Annotated in this window: 16 protein-coding genes; 13 read left to right on the top strand and 3 right to left on the bottom strand. The window is 51.5% G+C overall.

All coding sequences use genetic code 11. From position 1 onward, the window contains the following. The first annotated feature begins 187 nt into the window (after positions 1 to 187). The 4 genes from xdhA to guaD are packed head-to-tail and all read left to right on the top strand — an operon-like array spanning position 188 to position 6,502. The gene (gene xdhA, locus AC07N2_RS09915; RefSeq protein ID WP_494778074.1) at positions 188 to 1,678 is read left to right on the top strand and encodes a xanthine dehydrogenase small subunit; all 1,491 of its coding nucleotides are present in this window, start codon (positions 188 to 190) and stop codon (positions 1,676 to 1,678) included. A gap of 10 nt (positions 1,679 to 1,688) precedes the next feature. Next, entirely contained in the window at positions 1,689 to 4,058 is a 2,370-nt protein-coding gene (gene xdhB, locus AC07N2_RS09910; RefSeq protein ID WP_494778148.1) for a xanthine dehydrogenase molybdopterin binding subunit, read from the top strand. 15 nt (positions 4,059 to 4,073) lie between these two features. Further along, the gene (gene xdhC / locus AC07N2_RS09905; RefSeq protein WP_494778073.1) at positions 4,074 to 5,138 is read left to right on the top strand and encodes a xanthine dehydrogenase accessory protein XdhC; all 1,065 of its coding nucleotides are present in this window, start codon (positions 4,074 to 4,076) and stop codon (positions 5,136 to 5,138) included. Positions 5,139 to 5,191: 53 nt separating this feature from the next. Then, the gene (gene guaD / locus AC07N2_RS09900) at positions 5,192 to 6,502 is read left to right on the top strand and encodes a guanine deaminase (RefSeq protein ID WP_494778072.1); all 1,311 of its coding nucleotides are present in this window, start codon (positions 5,192 to 5,194) and stop codon (positions 6,500 to 6,502) included. 88 nt (positions 6,503 to 6,590) lie between these two features. Here the strand turns inward: guaD and AC07N2_RS09895 are convergent, their stop codons facing one another. Then, positions 6,591 to 7,253 carry a TetR/AcrR family transcriptional regulator gene (locus AC07N2_RS09895; RefSeq protein ID WP_494778071.1) on the bottom strand — a complete coding sequence of 221 codons (663 nt, stop codon included), beginning with the start codon at positions 7,251 to 7,253 and terminating at the stop codon, positions 6,591 to 6,593. Between the two features lie 475 nt (positions 7,254 to 7,728). Between AC07N2_RS09895 and AC07N2_RS09890 the strand changes: the two genes are divergently transcribed. The 9 genes from AC07N2_RS09890 (at position 7,729) to cysC (ending at position 17,105) form a co-directional block, all read left to right on the top strand. Continuing rightward, positions 7,729 to 8,481 (top strand): ABC transporter permease, encoded by a 753-nt coding sequence (locus AC07N2_RS09890; protein WP_494778147.1) that lies wholly within the window; start codon positions 7,729 to 7,731, stop codon positions 8,479 to 8,481. 48 nt (positions 8,482 to 8,529) lie between these two features. Continuing rightward, positions 8,530 to 9,522 (top strand): ABC transporter substrate-binding protein, encoded by a 993-nt coding sequence (locus AC07N2_RS09885; RefSeq protein WP_494778070.1) that lies wholly within the window; start codon positions 8,530 to 8,532, stop codon positions 9,520 to 9,522. 184 nt (positions 9,523 to 9,706) lie between these two features. Continuing rightward, a complete protein-coding gene (locus tag AC07N2_RS09880) occupies positions 9,707 to 10,420 on the top strand; it encodes an ABC transporter ATP-binding protein (RefSeq protein ID WP_494778146.1) in 714 nt (237 codons plus the stop codon). Between the two features lie 321 nt (positions 10,421 to 10,741). Beyond that, complete coding sequence (locus AC07N2_RS09875; RefSeq protein ID WP_494778069.1) at positions 10,742 to 11,893, top strand: Gfo/Idh/MocA family protein; 1,152 nt, start codon at positions 10,742 to 10,744, stop codon at positions 11,891 to 11,893. Positions 11,894 to 11,907: 14 nt separating this feature from the next. Further along, entirely contained in the window at positions 11,908 to 13,098 is a 1,191-nt protein-coding gene (locus tag AC07N2_RS09870; RefSeq protein WP_494778068.1) for a dihydrodipicolinate synthase family protein, read from the top strand. After that, complete coding sequence (locus tag AC07N2_RS09865) at positions 13,091 to 13,954, top strand: sugar phosphate isomerase/epimerase family protein (protein WP_494778067.1); 864 nt, start codon at positions 13,091 to 13,093, stop codon at positions 13,952 to 13,954. The genes AC07N2_RS09870 and AC07N2_RS09865 overlap by 8 nt, the downstream gene beginning before the upstream one ends. 70 nt (positions 13,955 to 14,024) lie before the next feature. After that, positions 14,025 to 15,056, top strand: a complete 1,032-nt coding sequence (locus tag AC07N2_RS09860) for a porin (RefSeq protein WP_494778066.1) — start codon at positions 14,025 to 14,027, stop codon at positions 15,054 to 15,056. Positions 15,057 to 15,157: 101 nt separating this feature from the next. Continuing rightward, positions 15,158 to 16,171 (top strand): amidohydrolase family protein, encoded by a 1,014-nt coding sequence (locus tag AC07N2_RS09855; RefSeq protein ID WP_494778065.1) that lies wholly within the window; start codon positions 15,158 to 15,160, stop codon positions 16,169 to 16,171. Positions 16,172 to 16,496: 325 nt separating this feature from the next. Next, entirely contained in the window at positions 16,497 to 17,105 is a 609-nt protein-coding gene (gene cysC, locus AC07N2_RS09850) for an adenylyl-sulfate kinase (protein ID WP_494778064.1), read from the top strand. Positions 17,106 to 17,230: 125 nt separating this feature from the next. Here cysC and AC07N2_RS09845 read toward each other — a convergent pair whose 3' ends face one another. Continuing rightward, complete coding sequence (locus AC07N2_RS09845; RefSeq protein WP_494778063.1) at positions 17,231 to 20,233, bottom strand: autotransporter family protein; 3,003 nt, start codon at positions 20,231 to 20,233, stop codon at positions 17,231 to 17,233. A 561-nt stretch (positions 20,234 to 20,794) separates the two neighbouring features. Then, entirely contained in the window at positions 20,795 to 21,586 is a 792-nt protein-coding gene (locus AC07N2_RS09840; RefSeq protein ID WP_494778145.1) for a helix-turn-helix domain-containing protein, read from the bottom strand. Between the last annotated feature and the right edge of the window lie 312 nt (positions 21,587 to 21,898).

Raw genomic sequence — 21,898 nt, 5'->3', positions numbered from 1 at the left:
AAGCAGCAGATGTTGCGCCCTCGTCGGTTCTTGCCGTACCAGGTGCGCAATATTCTGCGGCAACGTTAAGAAAAGAGATTGCATCAACAGACGAGAACAGCTGTTGTGTCATTTCTCAAAGAAATAAAAACAGCATGTGATTGTTTTTAATTATCTATACGTCGTACCTCAACAGAGCAAACAGATCATGTCAGAACCGATTCGCTTTTACTTCCGCGGCGCCACTCACGAAGTGACAGGCCAGTCCAATACCCGTACCGTTTTACAACATTTGCGCGAAGACCTGCATTGCACCGGCACCAAAGAAGGTTGTGCCGAAGGTGATTGCGGTGCCTGCACCGTGGTCGTCGGCGAACTGCGCGGCGACAAACTGGAACTGAACACCGTCAACTCCTGCATACAATTTTTACCTACGCTGGATGGCAAGGCATTGTTCACCGTAGAAGACCTGAAGCAGACCGATGGTTGTCTGCATCCAGTACAACAAGCCATGGTCGAATGCCACGGCTCGCAATGCGGCTTCTGTACACCTGGCTTCGTCATGTCCTTGTGGAATTTGTACCTGCAACATGAAAAATCCAATGTAGCCCCGAGCACCAGACAGATCGACGATGCCTTATCAGGCAATCTCTGTCGCTGCACCGGCTACCGCCCTATCATCGACGCTGCGCGTCGCATGGGTGAACTGCCGGAAGTACATTTCGATCGCGCTCACGTTGCCGACGCCTTGCGCGGATTGCAACGCGAAGAACCACTCAGCATCAGTTACGCTGGTCAGACTTTTCACGCACCGCGTACGCTGGCACAACTGGCCGCATTACGCGCCGAACTGCCCAAGGCACGCATCCTGGCCGGCTCGACTGATGTCGGTCTGTGGGTGACCAAACACATGCGCGACCTTGGCGACATTATTTATATCGGCCAGGTCGAAGAGTTGAAAAGCATAGAAGAAAAGAATGGCTGGCTGGAAATCGGCGCTGGCGTCACGCTGGAAAAATCATACGCTGCAGCCCACGAACATTATCCGCAAGAATTGTCGGAGCTATGGCAGCGCTTTGCATCGCTGCCGGTACGCAACGCCGGCACGCTGGGCGGCAATGTCGCCAATGGCTCGCCTATCGGTGACTCCATGCCTTGGCTGATCGCACTCGGCACACACATCGTGTTGCACAGTGTCGATGGTGAACGCAGTATGCCGCTGGAAGATTTTTATCTGGCGTATCAAAAATCTGCCTTGCAAGCCAACGAGTTTGTACAAGCAGTACGGATTCCATTGCCGCGCGCCGGCGTCGTATTCCGCACCTATAAATTATCGAAACGCTTCGATCAGGATATCTCTGCTGTCTGCGCTGCATTCGCTTTCGAACTGGTTGATGGTGAAGTACGTCATGCGCGCATCGCCTACGGCGGCATGGCAGCCACACCAAAACGTGCAGCAGCAGCCGAAGCTGCCCTGAACGACAAAGCATGGAGTGAAGAAAACGTGCGTGCTGCCATCGCTTTGCTGGCGGAGGATTATGCGCCGCTGTCCGACATGCGCGCCTCATCAGCCTACCGCATGAAGACTGCGCAAAATCTGTTGTATCGCTACTGGCTGGAAACACGAGCCGATGCACCCATGCCACCAAGCTCCTTACGCGCCTTTGCGGCAAGCACTGCCACTGCGCAGATTGCTTGAGGAAATCATGATGAACAAGCAAACCGAATTATTCATGTCTGAAAAATTTTCTACCATCGCGCTGCAAAGTGGCAACGCAGTCGGCAAACCGCATCCGCACGAATCTGCCATCCTGCACGTCACCGGCGAAGCAACCTACACCGACGACATCGTTGAGTTACAAGGCACCTTGCATGCAGCACTGGGCTTATCGCAAAAAGCGCATGCCCGCATCCGCTCGCTCGACCTGACAAAAGTCAAAACAGCTCCTGGCGTCGTCGCCGTCCTGACTGCCGATGACATTCCTGGAGAAAACGAATGCGGTGCCATCATTCACGACGATCCGATATTGGCAGACGGTCTGGTGCAGTATGTTGGTCAACCTATCTTTTTAGTCATCGCCGATAGCCACGAATCCGCCCGACGCGCAGCACGACTCGGCGTCATCGACTATGAAGAATTGCCATCGGTACTGACACCGCGCGCTGCTCATGCCGCGCAATCGTATGTCTTGCCACCTATGCACCTGAAGCGCGGCGATGCTGCCGTCGCATTCACCGCGGCACCACACAAGCTGCAAGGCAACTTCAATGTCGGTGGGCAGGAGCACTTCTATCTGGAAGGTCAGGTTTCGTATGCCATTCCAAAAGAAGGTGGCGGCATGCATATACATTGCTCGACGCAACACCCGAGCGAAATGCAACATCACGTCGCACATGTTCTGAATCTGTCCTCGCACGATGTCCTGGTCGAATGCCGCCGCATGGGTGGTGGCTTCGGCGGCAAGGAATCGCAATCAGCATTGTGGGCTTGTGCAGCGGCTATCGGTGCCGCCCGTCTGCGCCGTCCGGTCAAGCTGCGTGCTGATCGCGACGACGACATGATCGTCACCGGAAAGCGCCACTGCTTTGCCTACGATTACGAGATAGGCTACGACGACGATGGTCGTATTCTGGCTGCCAAGATCGACATGATTTCACGTGCGGGTTTTTCCGCCGATTTATCAGGCCCGGTTGCCACGCGTGCGGTCTGCCACTTCGACAATGCCTACTATCTGTCAGACGTTGAAATCCATGCCATGTGCGGCAAAACGAATACGCAATCAAATACGGCGTTCCGCGGTTTTGGCGGCCCTCAAGGCGCGATTGCGATTGAATACATCATCGATGAAATCGCGCGCAATCTGGGTAAGGATGCGCTGCAAGTACGACGTGTCAATTTCTACGGCAGCAGTGATGAGGATGGCCCTGACGCTCGCAATGTCACGCATTACGGACAGAAGGTCGAAGACAATATCATCCACGCGCTGGTCGATGAACTGGAAGCCAGCAGCGATTACCAGGCGCGCCGCATCGCCATCGACGCATTCAATGCCAGCAGTCCGATCTTGAAAAAAGGATTGGCGCTGACACCAGTCAAGTTCGGCATCTCATTCAACGTGCCGCATTTGAATCAGGCTGGTGCGCTGGTGCATGTCTATACCGATGGTTCGATATTGGTTAATCACGGTGGTACCGAAATGGGCCAGGGTCTCAACACCAAGGTCGCTCAAGTCGTCGCGAATGCATTCGGCCTGAAGCTGGACCGCGTGCGCTGTACCGCAACCGATACCAGCAAGGTAGCCAATACTTCCGCTACTGCTGCATCGACCGGTACTGACCTCAATGGCAAGGCAGCGCAACATGCGGCATTGCAGATTCGTGATCGTCTCGCTGCCTTCGCCGCACAGCGTTTCGGCGTCGAGGTCACCGCTATCAGTTTTGCCGATGGCAAGGTAAGCGCAGCCGAACAATCCGTCACCTTCCCCGAATTGGTGATGCTAGCCTACGTCGCGCGCATCCAGCTCTGGTCCGATGGTTTTTACTCGACGCCACGCGTACATTGGAATGCGAAGACCATGAACGGTCATCCCTTCTATTACTACGCCTACGCGGCCTCAGTATCCGAAGTAGTGATCGACACCCTCACCGGCGAGTGGAAGTTGCTGCGTACCGATGCGCTGTACGACGCTGGAGAAGCGCTTAATCCTGCAATTGATCTGGGTCAGGTTGAAGGTGCGTTCATCCAAGGCATGGGCTGGCTCACCACGGAAGAATTGTGGTGGAACAAAGAAGGCAAGCTGATGACACACGCCCCTTCCACCTACAAGATTCCTGCTGTCTCGGATTGCCCTGCAGATTTCCGCGTCAAGCTATTCAAGAACAGCAATGTGCAAGACAGCATTCACCGTTCCAAGGCTGTCGGCGAACCACCATTGTTGTTGCCGTTTTCCGTATTCCTGGCAATTCGTGATGCGATTGCAGCAGTAGGTGACAAGCGCATCAATCCGCCACTACGTGCACCGGCAACCAGCGAAGCGATACTGGATGCAGTCGATGCAGTTCGTGCCGCAGCACACTAGGGAAGGAGCAAGACGATGACTACCTGGTTGCAAGCCTTGCAAAAACCGGAAGCTGCTACCGCACCCTGTGTGCTGGTGACAGTCGCCAGCATTCAGGGATCGACACCACGTGAAGCCGGTGCCCGCATGGTGTTTAACGCCACACAGCAATTCGACACCATAGGTGGTGGTCATCTGGAATGGCGCGCCGCGCAGATTGCACGCGCCATGCTGGCTGAGCACAGCAATGAACATCCGGTGGCGAGAATCGAACGCATCGCTCTCGGGCCTAGTCTTGGACAATGCTGCGGCGGAGTTGTGTTTCTGGCTTTTGAAATCATAGATCAGCATGCCGCTACGATGCTGGCCGGTCTGGAACGTTGCCGTCGTGATGGCGTCAATGTCTGGCGTGCGGTTCCGTTGGAATCCGATGATCCATCCATGCTGTATGAAATCGATGGCGAAGCATACGATTTAAGTGTGCCTAACAATGGCTTGCAGGCAAGCATGTTCCGCACTGCCAGCGCCACGCATATTGCCAAGGATATCCACGGACGTCGCTGGTTGCTCGATTTATGCCACGCCCACCAGCCACAGGTCGTGCTGTTCGGCGCCGGACATGTTGGTACCGCACTGGTACGCATGTTAAGCACATTGCCCTGCCGCGTCATCTGGGTCGATGAACGTGAAGACATGTTCCCGACTGACTTGCCACCGCACGTCACCATCGAAGCGACCGATGTACCCAATGCCATCGTCGCCAAGGCTGATCCCGGCGCCTACTTTATCGTCATGACGCACAGCCACGCACTGGATCAGCAATTGAGCGAACAGATACTGCAGCGCGATGATGTCGCCTGGTTCGGCCTGATCGGCTCTTACACCAAGCGCAAGCAATTCGAACATCGCCTGCAAGATCGCGGCATCACTGCTCAACAGTTAAACAAGATGACTTGCCCGATCGGCATTCCCGGCATTTATGGCAAGGAGCCTGCGAGCATTGCGATCGCGGTCGTTGCGCAACTCATGCAGTTATGGGAATTGCAAAGCCACAAACATCTCGACAAGCATAACGAGCAAGTATTCCCGCTACTGACCTAGCCCTGAAAACTAGCTCTCACTCTTCATTTACTTTTTACCGATTACAACTCGCCATGACTTCTAACGTACAAGCTTACCGCGCCAGCCTGCTGCACTTTTGCAATGATCCTGCATTCGACGAACATGCCACGCTCTGGCATACCGACGGCTTGCTGGTCATCGCCGACGGTAAAGTCGTTGCGGCCGACGATTACGATAAGCTGTTACCTACGCTCCCCGCTGGCACAACGGTCAATGACTGGCGCGGCAAGATCATCACGCCGGGGTTCATCGACACTCATGTGCACTATCCTCAGACTGACATCATCGGTTCACCGGCATCCGGCTTGCTGCCTTGGCTCAATACTTATACCTTCCCGACCGAGGGCCGCTTCGACGATGAAGCGCACGCGACTGAAGTAGCTGATTTCTTCCTCGCGGAATTGCTGCGTAACGGTACCACTACGGCTGCGGTCTATTGCACAGTGCATCCGCAATCGGTGAATGCGTTTTTCGGCCGCAGTCATGCACTCAATCTACGGATGATTGCCGGCAAGGTGATGATGGATAGAAATGCACCCGACTTCTTGCTCGACACTGCGGAAAGCAGTGCCCGTGACAGTGAAACCCTGATCAATCGCTGGCACAACAAAGGTCGCCAGCATTACGCCATCACACCACGCTTTGCACCGACTTCCACTGATGCGCAATTGAGACTGGCGGGAGAACTGGCGTCCCAATATCCAGACACCTATATTCAGACTCACGTTGCGGAAAATACCGACGAGGTCAAATGGGTCAAAGAACTGTTTCCCGACAGCCGCAGCTATCTTGATGTCTACGACCGTTGCGGCTTGATGCGCAAACGCGCCTTGTATGCGCACTGCATCTGGCTGGACGATGGTGACCGCGCAAGAATGGCTGCCACACAATCGGTGGCAACTGTCTGCCCTACTTCCAATTTATTCCTTGGTAGCGGTTTGTTTGATTTTGCCGGTGCCGATAAATTGCACATGCCCGTTTCGCTCGCAACAGATGTCGGTGGCGGTACCACGTTCTCCATGCTGGAAACCATGAACGAGCTGTACAAGGTAGGTCGCATGAGCGGCATCCATCTCGCGGCACAACGCATGTTTTATATGGCAACGCTGGGTGGTGCCCGTGCACTGCAACTGGAAGGAACCATCGGTAGTTTCGCCGCAGGTTGCGATGCCGACTTCATTGTGCTCGATCCGCAATCCACGCCGCTGCTCTCACGTCGCAGTGCAACTACCAACAGTCTTGAAGAGCAATTGTTTGCGCTTGCCATGCTGGGCGATGACCGCACTATCACTGCAACCTACTCGGCTGGCGTCTGCGTACATCAACGTACTGCATGGATATGATCAGTTGCCAGTCTGCTGGCAACCGTTAATTGACACCCAACACTGACCTGCATTTAGAACATAGTCCTGCTTATCAAGGTAAGCAGGACTATCTCAGCAAATACCCCAATACCAAGTCCGTCATATGCGACAGCCGCTCGGCTTTTGCTTTCTGATTCAACAAATCACGACCAAAGACTGTGGAGAGCGTGTGATTGTTTGAGAGGTAAAAATAGGAAAGCGCAGCAATGGAAATATACAACTGCACCGGATCAACACCAGAACGGAATACACCGCTTTTTTGCCCCTGATCCAACACCTTTCCCAGCATCTCTACCAGCGGCGAGTTCATCTTGCGAATATCTTCCGAAGCACGCAGATGCACCGCGTGATGCAAGTTTTCACTGTTGAGCAAGGTCAAAAATTCTGGGTGCTCGATATAGTAGTGCCAGGTAAAAGAAACGAGCTGACGTATCGCGACAGCCGGATCTAACTCATCCAGATGCAAGTTCGCTTCAGCGGAACGAATATTGTTGTACGCCCTCTCCAGCACCGCTTGAAACAAATCTTCCTTATTACCAAAGTAATAGTAGAGCATGCGCTTATTAGTCTCGGCGCGCGCAGCTATCGCATCAATACGTGCCCCACCCAAACCTAGCGTCGCAAATTCCTCTGTCGCAGCGTCTATGATCGCCAGCCGGGTCCGAGCCGGATTACGTTCGCTCGGTTCCGGCATCACATCGCTCGACTGACGTTTCTCGGTAACTTTCATATAACGAATTTCTTTCTCATATGTTGTGAAATCTGCCGCCCCTCAATCAACCGTATTCACCCGTAAGCAGCAGCGCAATGAGCGGGATTGAATGCGAGCGCAAATCAATTTCAGTAACTCAATGCAGCAATCATACAATAACTAAATAGTTAATTAACGATGAAATTAAAACTTTCTCCCAAAACAATTAATTAGCACGCAAAAACAAGTCAATTTAAATACAACTTATTGATATACATACATATTTAACTAATTAAAAGCCTTGTCACCTTCCAATTTCATGTTGTGACGCACAATAAATAATTTTTGCAAACTTGGGATTAAGTTGATATATTTAACCAATTGGTTACTTAGTGAAGTTGCTGATCAAGCTTAATCGCCACACCTGAGGTTTCGATTTCTACAGCGATACCGTCAATTTTTTAATTTGTACATTCAAGGAACAAATGTGAAAAAACTGATTTCTTCAAGTTGGATGAAGCCACTACTGCTTATAGGATTCATCCTGGTGTTGTGGGATGTTTCCATCCGCATTTTCCACATTCCAGAATATCTAGTACCAGCTCCAATTGACGTCCTGCATCGACTGGCTCAGGAATGGCACTTGCTCGCGCATGAAGCGGTACCTACTATCGTGGCGACATTAGGTGGATTCGGGCTGTCAGTCTTGATCGGCGTACCAATCGCCATGCTGATCGCCTATTCAAAACTGGTCGAAAGCTATGTGTATCCATTACTGGTCTTCTCACAAAGCGTCCCGAAAGTAGCGATCGCACCATTGTTTGTTGTCTGGTTCGGCTTCGGCATCCTGCCAAAAATCATAGTCGCCTTCCTGCTCGGCTTTTTCCCTATCGTGGTTTCCACAGTAGTGGGTTTCAAATCCGTCGAGAACGATATGGTTGATCTAGCCCGTTCGATGGGCAGCAGCAAGCTCAAAATGTTTTTGAAAATCAGCCTGCCACAAGCACTGCCTTCCATTTTTTCCAGCATGAAGGTTTCGGTCACTCTGGCTGTAGTCGGCGCCGTAGTTGGTGAGTTCGTCGGCTCCAACTCTGGCATCGGCTTTGTCTTGCAACGCGCCAACGGCAACTTTGATCTGCCACTCATGTTCGCCGCGCTCATCGTGCTATCGCTGATCGGCGTCGTGCTATTCCTCGCAGTTGATCTGATAGAAAAATACAGCATTCCGTGGCACGTATCTCAACGGAGAAATACATCCGGCAATTGAATACCGCATCTCAAAACACATAAAAAATTACCAAAATAGGAGACAGATATGCAACGTAGAAAAATTCTTCATATTGCAGCAGCCATAGGTTTTGGCGTCATGACCTGCAGTAGCGCATTAGCACAATCCAAAGATCGCGTTGTCCTGATGTTGAACTGGTATGTGACAGGCCAGCACGCACCGCTGTTCTTGGGAAAAGAGAAGGGATACTTCGAGCAGGAAGGAATTGATCTCGTTATCCAGGAAGGACGTGGATCAGGTCCCACAACACAAGCCGTCGCCGCTAAAAACGTAACCTTGGGCTATGTAGACATCGGCACCATGATCAAGATCGCAGCCAAAGGCGCACCGGTAAAAGCAATCGGTGTTGCCTTGCAAAAAAGCCCGATGGCAGTCATCAGCCTTGCTGAAAAAGGCATTACCAAGCCCGCCGATATCAAAGGAAAAATTGTAGCCATGACTGCCGGTGATTCACCTTCGCAGATATGGCCATTGTTCTTGAAAAAGACCGGCCTCAAAGAAGGCGACTTCAAAACAGTCAACGGCGATGCGCAAACAAAAATCAACGCAGTCATTAATGGTCAGGCCGATATGTTGATTGGTTATTCGACCGATCAAAATAATGAGATCGAAAGACTGACTAAAAAACGTGTGAACACCATGTTGTTCGCTGATTATGGCGTGAACATGGCATCGTCCAGCATCATCGCCCACACTTCCTTGATCAAGGAAAATCCAGAACTGCTGAAACGCTTCCTTCGCGCAGCAACCAAGGCATTTGAAGAAGCACAGAAGAATCCGGAAGAAGCTGTGAGCGCTGTGCTCAAGGCAGCGCCAAAAACCGGATCAAAAGAAAGTCTCTTAAAAGGATTGAACAGTTCGATCGCCTTGTTCCATACGGCAGACACTGAAAAAAACAAGCCTTTGCGTGTATCGAAAAAAGTCATGGATGACACTGTCACGATGATGATCGAGTCCGGTGGCATACCTCCGTCCGCAGACAATGCGAACAACTATTACACCAACGATTTATTGCCCTGAGCGAACGCCACGAATGATAGTTATTGAATCGCTTCATCATTGAATCAAACTCAGGATCATCATCATGCATACAGCTTACGGACATCATAAAGTGTCGCCCATCAGCGCAGCAGTTATAGAAGAGCGAGACACGCTCATTCAGTTAAAAGACGTTACCAAGGTTTATGACAGCAAGTCTGGGCCTATGCAGTCCATTGCGACGCTCAGCTTCGACATAAAGGATGGAGAATTCGTCTCCATCGTCGGCCCTTCCGGCTGCGGTAAGAGCACTCTTTTAAAAATGGTTGCAGGCCTGTTGCCTATCACCAGCGGCGACTTGAGACTGTCCGGTGACAAGATCGATGGCCCACAGAAAAACGTCGGCATCGTCTTCCAGAGTGCGGTATTGCTGGCCTGGCGCAATGTGCTGGACAACATTCTGTTGCAGGCTGAAATGCGCGATATGCCTATGGCACCTGCACGTGCGCGCGCATTGGCTCTGATAGAAATGGCCGGGCTCAAAGGCTTCGAGCAAAAATATCCATGGCAACTATCCGGCGGCATGCAGCAGCGCGTCGCGATCTGTCGTGCACTGTTGCACGATCCTTCAGTGCTGTTGATGGATGAACCCTTCGGCGCTCTGGATGCAATGACACGGGAAAAGATGAACGTGGAACTGCAGCGCATCTGGCTGGAGTCGAAAAAAACCGTATTCCTGATTACCCACAGTATTCCGGAATCCGTATTTCTCTCGGATCGCGTGCTGGTCATGTCGGAACGTCCAGGTTCGATTGAAGCCATTTACGACATCGATTTGCCGCGTCCGCGCAATCTTGATGTCATGGCGACGCCGGAATTTTCCGCTTATACCAAAGCAATCCGCCGTCACTTTTATGCACAAGGCTCGCTGGATCATTGAATCCAAGACTAGCCATGATCAAGAGCATTTCGCTTTCTACATTTAAATCGATGGAGGCATGACCATGAAATTATTCCCAGCATCCGACTCAGGATGATCCCCATTTTCAGGTGAAGAACAGCTCCTGAAAAACTGATCGTCGGCATGCGCGCTGCCGATCAGATATGACCAACAGCAAACGCACATTAGCCGTTTATCACGGTGATGGATAGCTGCGCGCAAAATTTTTACCGGTACGCCGCAAGGCAATAAACAACATCGATACCGACTGCATTAACAGAACATTTTTTCACACTGATTATTTAAAGAGGATTTTCAAACATGGCACAACGCAAACTCGGAATCATCATGCACGGCGTCACTGGTCGTATGGGCATGAACCAGCATTTGATACGCTCAATCGTGGAAATCCGCGCACAAGGCGGCGTCCTGTTATCGAACGGTGATCGTGTCATGCCAGATCCGATCTTGATCGGACGAGATGCTGACAAGATCGCTGCACTGGCGAAGAAATACAACATCGAGCGTTGGGGCACCGATCTGGATAAAGCTCTGCAAAACGAAAACGACACCGTCTTCTTCGACGCCGCCACGACGCAGATGCGCCCTACTCTGCTGGCCAAAGCGATCCATGCAGGCAAGCACATTTACTGCGAAAAACCGGTCGCTACCAATCTGCGTGAAGCACTGGATATCTACAAGTTGGCGAAGGAAAAAGGCATCAAGCATGGCGTGGTACAAGACAAATTATTCTTGCCCGGCCTGCAAAAACTGAAGCTGCTTAACGATGCCGGCTTCTTCGGAAAAATGCTGTCCGTACGTGGCGAATTTGGTTACTGGGTATTTGAAGGTGATCTGCAACCGACCCAGCGTCCTTCATGGAATTACCGCACTGAAGATGGCGGCGGCATGATACTGGACATGCTCTGTCACTGGCGCTATGTGCTGGACAATCTGTTCGGCGAAGTAAAAGCTGTGTCCTGCCTGGGCGCTACGCATATCCCGGAACGCTTTGACGAAAAAGGTAAAAAGTACAAAGCGACTGCCGACGATGCTGCCTACGCAACCTTCGAACTGGAAGGCGGCGTGATCGCGCAGATCAACAGCTCCTGGACCACACGTGTGCGTCGCGACGATCTGGTGACTTTCCATGTCGATGGCACACACGGTTCTGCCGTGGCTGGCTTGATGGACTGCGTCACCCAATCCCGCGTCAATACGCCGAAACCGGTATGGAGCCCTGATACCAAACAACCTATCGATTTCTTTGATGGCTGGCAAGCAGTGCCTGACACCAAGTTCATCGACAACGGCTTCAAGATTCAATGGGAACTCTTCATCCAGCATCTGGTAGAAGACACACCGTTCAAATGGAATCTGCTGGAAGGTGCAAAAGGCGTGCAAATGGTTGAGCTTGCACTCGAGTCCTGGAAGGAAAGACGCTGGATCGATGTACCAGCGCTGTCCGTATAAACCAGGAGACGAAAATGAACGTACGCAACAACCTCGCACTTTCCATCACCCTGCCAACCGCTGCCGGCAGGCTGGAGCAATACACGCTGCGTCCTCCTCGTGCATTTGAGATTAAAACCGATCAGCCATTTACACGCGTCGCCTATTCGGCAGCGCATGTCGTGGCCGATCCGCTGGCGAACAACAATCCGTGGCTGGATTGCGCCATCGATTGGGACAGCACGATGGAATATCGTCGTTATCTGTGGAGCCTCGGCCTCGGTGTGGCAGAGGCGATGGATACCGCGCAGCGCGGCATGGGTCTCGACTGGACGACCTCACTGGAACTGATCCGACGTTCACTGGATGCTGCCCAGGATTTCCCCAATGCCCTGATAGCAAGCGGTGCCGGTACCGACCAACTGCCGCCAGAAAACGCCAAATCACTGGACGACGTGATTCACGCTTACGAAGAACAAATCGAAGCAATCGAAAAACTCGACGGCAATATCATCCTGATGGCAAGCCGTGCTCTCGCACGCGTCGCCAAATCACCGGAGGATTACCACAAGGTCTACGACCGCATCCTGTCGCAAGTGAGTAAACCAGTCGTGATTCACTGGCTGGGAGAAATGTTCGACCCTGCATTGGCCGGTTATTGGGGTGACGCCGATCACATGCGTGCAATGGATGTAGCTACATCCATCATCAACGGCAACTCGTCCAAAATTGACGGTGTAAAAATATCCCTGCTCGACAAGGACAAGGAAATCATCATGCGCCGCCGCTTGGTGGACGGCGTAAAAATGTACACCGGTGATGATTTCAATTACGCCGAATTGATTGCTGGCGATGCGCAGGGTTACAGCCATGCATTGTTGGGAATTTTCGACGCGATTGCACCAGCGGCATCGGCTGCCCTGTCGGCGCTGGCTGCTGGCAACACGGAGCTCTTCCATGACATTCTTGCACCGACCGTGCCACTGTCACGCCATATCTTCGCAGCACCAACCAGATACTACAAAACCGGTGTGGTCTTCATGGCGTATTTGAATGGATTGCAGGATCACTTCTGCATGATAGGCGGGCAAGAAAGTACACGTTCCTTGCAACATTTAGCAGAAATCTTCCGTCTAGCCGACAAGGCTGGTCTGTTGCAGCAACCGGAACAAGCCGTCATCCGCATGCGGCATGTGCTGGCACTGCACGGAGTACACGATGCGTGATTTCTCCGGTAGCCATGAACAGCTTTCCCTGAACACCGCCACGGTGCGCAAGCAATGGAAGCTGGATCGCATTATCGATGAATGCGCCCAACGCGGCATACGTGCCATCAGTCCATGGCGCGATCAAGTCGCAGAAATCGGCTTGAACAAAGTTGCTGCACAGTTGCGCGATAGAGACATGGTTCTGTCGGGCTACTGTCGTGGTGGCTTCTTTCCTGCACCGGATGCCTCCGGTCTGAAGGCGGCACTGGAAGACAACCGCCGCGCCATGTATGAAGCCAAAACGCTGAATGCACCTTGCCTGGTCATGGTGGTCGGTGCTTTGCCTGGCGCATTGAACGGCAAAGCGGCTTACAACGATATCGCTCGCGCACGCAGCGAAGTACGTGACGGTCTGGCGGACTCGCTGGAATATGCGCGAAAAATCGGCTTGCCACTGGCAATAGAACCGCTGCATCCGATGCAAGCCGCCGAGCGCGCTTGCATCAACACGATGGAACAAGCACTGGATCTGTGCGATGAACTCGATCCAGAAAAAACTGGAGCACTAGGCATTGCGCTGGATGTTTATCACGTCTGGTGGGACCCGAAACTCAAAGCACAAATCGAACGCGCCGGTGCCGAGCGCCTGCTCGCCTTTCACGTCTGTGACTGGTTGACGCCAACCAATGACTTGCTGAATGACCGCGGAATGATGGGCGACGGCGTCATCGAGCTGAAAAAAATCCGCTCGTGGGTAGAAGCGACTGGCTATGACGGTTTTGCGGAAGTGGAAATTTTTTCCGAAAACTGGTGGAAGAAACCTGGGGAAGACGTGCTGGATGCCTGCATAGAACGGCACAGATCGGTGGTGTAAGGCGCAGGTTCCGGCCCTGGGAAATCCGGCGCAAACAAACAATCGATAAAAAAATCAAGGAGACGCAACAATGAAGACGAAGAATGTACTGCGAAGTCTGTGCATCACGGCTGGTTTCGCCCTATTGGCAGCGCCGCATCTGGTACGTGCCCAGAGCAATGTCGAGATCTATGGTTTGGTCGGACTCTATGCCGGCAGCATGCAACGCAGCGATTCACCAGCACGTACTACGCAGGAAGGACACGGCGGCTTGACTACTTCTTATCTGGGTTTTCGCGGCAAGGAAGATCTGGGCGGCGGTTTGAAAGCCATCTTCCAACTCGAAAATTTCTTCCAGCCAGATACCGGCGCATCAGGTCGTAGCGCCGCTGACCCAGTCGGATTTTCACGCAGTTCCTGGGTCGGTCTGGAAGGCGACTTCGGCCGCGTCACCATGGGACGCCACACCACGCAGTATTACTTGGCCATGCAAGCAGTCAATCCGTTTCAGGCATCAACCGTCTTCTCGCCACTGGTATTGCACTCTTACGTCGCCACCTTCGGCGGCACATTGTCTGGTGATTCGGTATGGGACAACACCATCCAGTATTCATCACCTACCATCGGTGGCTTCAGTGCCAGCGTACAACACGCCTTTGGTGAAGTCGCAGGTAGCAATTCCATCGACAATAACGGGCTGAACGTGCGTTACGTCAACGGCCCGCTGTCTGCCACCTTTGCCGCACAACGCGTCAAAGTAGCCAAGGTTGCGCCATCAACATCACAAACGGCTTATCTGGCTGGTGGCTCCTACGATTTTGGTCCTGTCAAAATGTTCGCTTCAGCACAGGCAACCGACCGCAATATCACCGACCTTAAATCAAAGACCTATCAATTAGGTGCATCGGTGCCGGTCACTCCCTCATCGAATATTCTGATGTCCTGGGCACAGACCAAAATCGAAAAACCGGCAACCAACGATATCAAACGCAATACTGCGGCAATCGGATACGATTACTTTTTATCGAAAAGAACAGATATCTATGCGATCTATCTTTACGATAAGTTGACTGCATATTCAGTCGGCAACAGTTATGCACTGGGAATTCGGCATACCTTTTAATTGAATGAAAGATGCGGGCCGTTTTCTGATGCAACTTCCGGTGACTGCCCGCGTTGAATTTTTATAGCACTTCTAATTACATACATTGCCTGGAAAAGATCATGTCAAACAATGCTGCAACCACGTCTACGCTGCCGACCAAACCGTGGAAAATCGCTTTTGAAGAACATTACTTGACGCCTAGTTTTCAAGACAATATTCCAGCCGGTATTAAACCTACCGATGTGCCGCGCGTGTATCGCGAGTTGATGGAAGTGGATGAACGCAGAATTCTAAAGATGGATGCCGCCGGTATCGAATATGCGATTCTGTCTCTCAATTCGCCTGGCATTCAATCTGAACTGACAGCAAACAAGGCCATCGCCTTGTCCAGACTCGCAAATGACGAGTTGAAAACCATTACCGAACAACACCCAAAACGACTAGGCGGATTCGCCGCACTGCCTATGCAGGATGCGCTGGCTGCCGCCGACGAACTAGAGCGCTGCGTCAAGCAACTGGGTTTTCACGGTGCGCTGATTAACAGCTTCAGCAATCTTGGCGACGAAAATACCATCGAGTTCCTGGATGAGGAAAAGTACTTCCCATTCTGGGAACGTGTGCAGGAATTGGATTTGCCGGTTTATTTACATCCGCGCAATCCACCTCTGAGCCAGCAAATGATGTACCGCGACCGGCCAGAATTATTGGCGGCAACCTGGGCTTTTCTGGTCGAGACCTCAACGCATGCGCTGCGATTGATCACCAGTGGATTGTTTGACCGCTATCCCAACTTGCAAATTTGCCTAGGACATCTCGGCGAAGCGCTACCGTTCTGCATCTGGCGACTGTCGACTGTCTATGCGCAAAAAGTACCGAACAGCAAATTGAAAAAAGACATACGTGGCTATCTGTCATCCAATTTCCACTACACCACATCCGGCTTCTTTGACACCACTGCCATGAACAACGTCGCACAACAAGTCGGTGCCGATCGCGTTCTGTTTTCAACTGACCATCCGTGGATGGAGATGGCAAACGGTTCAGCTTGGTTCGATCAGGCAGAACTGAGCGATGCGCTTAAATTGCAGATAGGCAGAGACAATGCGATCAAGCTGTTTCGTCTCGATTTGTAAGAATGTAGATAGCCTGTACTACCGCATTGATATCTATTGGTGTCAGCCACATGATCTGCATCAGAGTTCATTCCTCATGTAGATAAAAATACATGTGGCTACCTCTTGTCCAATTTACTGAGCCTCACTGATTATTGACGAACGAGATGACCATATCGATGCATCAAACTTTCAGATAAGCTCCCCCTTTCCATCACTATTGTGCCAAGCTACCCATCTTTACTGCAGGAAAGATATCCGGCTCGGTCATGTTAATCAAAACCTGGACTGAACCCAAACAGTAAAATCCCTCGCCAACATCGTATCGCTGCAAAAATAATTTAATATGAATCAGCCTTCAAGCGGCAACATCGTCTGGCACCAAAGCCAGGTCACCGCGCAGGATCGTGACAACTTGCTCGGGCAACAACCGCGAACCTTGTGGTTTACCGGATTAAGCGCCTCCGGGAAATCCACACTGGCTTATGCAATGGAGCGTGCGCTCATCGATCAGGGACGGGCCTGCTATGTCCTTGATGGTGACAACGTAAGACACGGATTAAATAAAAATCTGGGTTTCTCCATTGCTGATCGTACAGAAAATATTCGCCGCATTGCTGAAGTTGCGAAGCTGATGAACGATGCCGGACTCATCGTCTTGAGCGCCTTTATTTCACCGTTCCGTGTGGATAGAGAAATGGCGAAAGAAATTATTGGCACACAGAATTTTGTGGAAATCTATGTATCTACACCGTTGGACGTGTGTGAAACACGCGACCCAAAAGGCTTATATGCAAAAGCGCGTTCAGGCTTGATCGACAACTTCACAGGCATCTCCGCAGACTACGAAGCACCGATCAAGGCCGATCTCAACATAGACACGTCCGCTACATCGTTAGGGACAAACATACAAAACATTCTTTCGTATGCAGGTCTTAAGAAGCAGGCTGCTTAAACCATATTTTTCTTACACCAACAGGGCTTACAACATCCTGTTCCTGGCGAATGTTCCAACACCTTGCATCGCACGTAAAAAGGGCACCCGCAGGTGCCCTTTTTCATTCCATCACGCTTGCAGTCTTAGAACATCCAGCGTGCTTTGATAGAAGCAGTCTGGTTATCGAAGTTGCGACGTGCTTCAAAGTCATAGCGCGCCGTCACTTCCATCGTTTGCGTTACTTTGCCAACCACACCGAAACCACCGCGTACCAGCCATGGGCTAGGATCGATACCTTGGGTAGCAAACGTGATCGTTGGCGCACCGGCAAAGGATGAAGTCAGGCTCGATCTGTCGTTGATGAAGTCGTAACCTACGCCGAGGTTAGCTACCAGTGTTGCCTTGCTACTGATCGCATGCGAGACCTTGCCGTCTGCGCCCAGTACCAATGCATCACTTGTGTTTTTACCGACGTTCAGATTCAGTGCACCTGCACCGGTTTCGCTGTAAGCGTCGGAACGAATACGGCTATAGTCGACCCGGATCGATGGAATAAAGTTGGTCTTCTCGGACAAGGCCATGGTGTGCGCCAAGCCCACACCTACATTGGCACTCCAGCTGTCATAACTGGAACTTGCACGACTGTTGGTCGCGCCAATATTGATGGTACGACCACCACTGGTGTTGTTCAATCCGAGACCAGCTTGCGCGCTCAATTCGGTGCTGGCAGTCAAATTATGGGTGCCATAGACCAGTGCCGTGTAGCTATCGACATTGGCGTTTTGAACTGCGACACCTTTGCTATCGATATCGGTCTTGGAGTAAGCGAATGCGACGCCAACACGATTAACGTCCGACAAGTCTGCATCTGCACCAAAGATCATGCCGTATGAACGTGACTTGTAACCTGCTACGCCATTTTGGCTATCTTGATTGGCCCATGAGCCGAATGGTTTGAACCAGAATTTCTTGTCGCCGTAGAAGTTGTCACCGGATGATCTACCTTGTTGGCCATCTTGACGCGATTGAACGATGCGGGTGATGCTGCCCAGGTTGGTCGTGACGGATTGCGATACGACGCCGGCAATCTGCGGCAAGGTTTGGCTCACGGCATTCGAGACTTGACCTGTCCCCACCCCCGCAAAAATAAGTGAGATGGCGCTAGTAGGATTGCTGACGATGATTTGATCCAGCGCAGATGCTGCACCTTGCCCAGCTGTGTTTCCAGCGGTGGTCACTGCGTCCAGCACACCGCTCTTGCTTGCAGCAGCAAACGTCAGGTTCATGTCGGCTCCGGTATACACAGGAGTGAAGTCGAACAAGGCGCTGTTATCGCTGTAAGAAGCAAAGGTGCCGACTATGCCGGTATCTGCATGAATCACACCATTCAGCGTGGCCGTAGTCACGCCATTCACCGTAGTCTGAGTATAACCATGGTCCTTGGTCAACGTGCTGGCATCCACAAAAAGCTTGCTGCCTGACAAGGTTGCCGTACCATCGACGTACAAAGTACCGTAAGTGGTATTGGTGACGACGGTGGTCAATGTACCCGTGTTAGTGAAGTCGGTGCCCACATACAACTGGCTACCGGCTGCAATGGAGACACTGCCAGAGTTCGAGAAATTGCCAGAAATATTGGCATAGCCCGAATCTTTAATGTCGACACGGCCTGAGTTCGAGAAATTGCCATCAATATAGGCCGAGCCCGAAACGGTGGTGACTGCATTTACACCATTAACGTAGTCGTTTGCCACATACAACCTTGTATTCGCTGCAACGGCGACACTGCCTGAGTTCAAGAAACTGCCATAAATTTCGGCATCGCCCGAAACAGTAGTGACTGCATTGCTAATGACATTGCCATTGATCGTCGAACCAGCTTGCAGTTCCAATGTATTGCCAGTGCCAGAAAGGTTGATCGCGGCTGCCTGAACTCCATTACCAGCATCTGCCCAACCACCCGAGATCGTACCGGAGTTGATGATCGTCGCATTGCCGGTAGAGACCACACCGATACCACCTGCACCGCCAACACCCGCGCTACCGTTAGCACCTGCAGTACCATTAGCGCCATAAGGGTTACCATAGCCACCAGAAGCACTGCCGCCATAGCCACCAGAAGCACGACCACCCTCACCACCTGTAATTGCGCCACTGTTGATCAAGGTGAAAGATGATCCGCTTACACCGGCACCGCCGGCACCGCCTGTACCACCGGCACCGCCTTTACCACCCACACCACCAACACCACCAACACCGTTAAGGCTGCCATTCAGATAACCGCCATAGCCGCCATCAGCGCTGCCGCCACGTCCGGCCCCACTATAGCCGCCAGCACCACCGGTAATAGTGCCTGTGTTGGTAACACTAAAGCCACTGCCACTGATACCCGCGCCACCGACACCGCCAGTACCACCAGCACCACCAACACCACCAGTACCACCAGCACCACCAGCACCAGCAGCACCAGTTGAAACGTTACCACCGTAACCACCTATTGCATTGCCGCCATAACCGGCCAGGCTCAAACCGCCTGCGCCACCCGTAATGCCGCCTTGGTTATTAACTGAAAAATTCGAACCAGACACGCCCGCGCCGCCACTCCCGCCCACGCCACCTGCTGCGCCTGTACCGCCTGTACCGCCTATACCACCTGCATCGCCGGTACCGAATTGCCCTTGTAAACCGGAAGCATCAGTTCCATGAGTAGCGTGAGTATTTTGACCGGCACCCCCAACAATCGAACCACTGACAAGGTTGAAAGCGACTTGACCAGTAGAATTTAAAGCAAGGCCAACTTGTCCAATCTGGCTATACACATATCCTGAGAAATTGATGGTGTCGATAGCCGATGCCGTGCCACTAACCAAAATGCCAGGACTGTCGTATGCGTATATGGGGTTATTTGGCGTACTCAACGCTATCGTTTTAGGACTACCCTGAACTGCTGCTGTGTTGCAACTCCCTTGGCCGTTGCCTAAGCTGGGATTGCTATTGGAAGTACAAGCACCAAAAGTAGGAGCCGCGGAAGTATCAATATAAATACCCGGCCCCATCGGGTAACCTGCATATACAACACCAGCCTGCATCAAGGCGACGACAAGTACAGTCATTCTGCCTAATTGAATCTTTTGAGTTTTTTTCATTGAAGTATCTTAATAATGAGGTCGGGGAAGCGAGAACTCCGGCGGTACCGGACTTCATGCGCTACAAACAGGGTTTCTTTTTTTTCTTGTCTTGACTGAATATCTACTGCACATAAATACATCCATTACTTCAACGAAAATCTGAGGATGAATGAGTGACCGACTGGCCATGACAGCTACCAGCAAGACGGTTGCTCAAATAAACACTTTTCATTCATCGCGATGATCCGCTACTTTTTTTGAGGCTCTTGACCGTGCGTCTCATTTTGCAAATTGAGATACTTTCTTTTACACATCGTTGGTTTTTCATCACAAGGTTTTAAAAAAAATAAGCGGAAGCATGCGGTTTCCGCACTGAAAACGCATATGCAATGAGACCGTCATCAGATGGGTGTGCGAGGATGATTCGTTGGCGATCCGTGCTATCGCCACATAACTGATCGTGATTGCGCGACTGAGTCAGGGATGAACTAGAAGAAGAGATCGATGTCTCTATGAGGGGATTTGCCGCGTATGAACAGCGTTCTTATATCAAGCGCAGAATGCTAATCCAGCACACCATCAAGTGGACGCCGATATGCGCTCCCGCTCCAAGGCATTGGAACGCAGCTCTTGAGGAGATAACTCATATGCTCGTCGAAACGCACGCGTAAAGTCTGATGCGCTTTTAAAGCCTAATCCATAGGCAATCTCTTGTATCGGCAAGGTCGGGAATTTGACCAACTCATCTGCGGCTTCTCGCAATCTGCAATTGCGAATATAAGCACCCAATCCACCTTCGTGTTCGAACAGTCGATAAATGGTCGGACGTGGCAGTTGCAAGGCTGCGGTCAAACTTTCTGGAGAAAGCTTCGCTTGATGAAGATTGCTCTCGATATGACGACGCGCCTTGTCAAACATCGCAGCACGCACGGCTGCACGGGCGTTACCTTGCAGATTAGTCTGCTTGCCAAATGCAGCAACGATAAGTTCCGTACATGTATTGAAGGCAGCTGAGGCTGCACCGCGAGACATTTTGGGGAGTGATTGGGCCAGTAACACCACTTGCTCGATCAGAATTTGGGTCAAAGGCGTTGTATTGTCCAAAACGCGACCATGTAGTGTATTTGCGTTCGGGAAAATAGCTTCTACTGCTGCCCGTGGCACAAATAGCGAGAACATCCTGCACTTGCTACGCCGCATACGGAATGGCTGATTCAAGTCCGTCACCACGATGCTGCACGGCGTCCTGCTTTTATGCGATTGCGCGCCCTGCACGTTTATAAATTCAAGGCTGCCTTCTATAAAAATTTGAAAAACATATCCACGCAGACTGTCTGTGGATATACGGGATATCGAACGATCCAGCAACATGGCATCGGATGAGCAATCGGTAAAAAGTCGATCACCTATCGCGTAACGAGTAATTGCAGCATTAAACGGCTGTGCTATTTGCTCTATGGAAGGCAGTACATCGATGATATGACCAACACGATCACGCCAAGCCAGAAGCTGCTTCCCTAAAGGCTCATGATTGACCGTGAAATAATTGCTATTGGAACTATGGGGTTCACTATATGCCCTGCCAGCCATCTCATTCTTCATTGCATATTTCCTTTTTTTCTTATGTCAGACAACTATGCAATAAGGCATTCAACCTTGCAGGTAAGGCACATTATTCCAGCT

Source organism: Herminiimonas sp. GW821-FHT09C12, assembly GCF_059416385.1.
The sequence above is the reverse complement of the archived record's forward strand: the minus strand, read 5'-3'. Positions and strand labels throughout refer to the sequence as shown.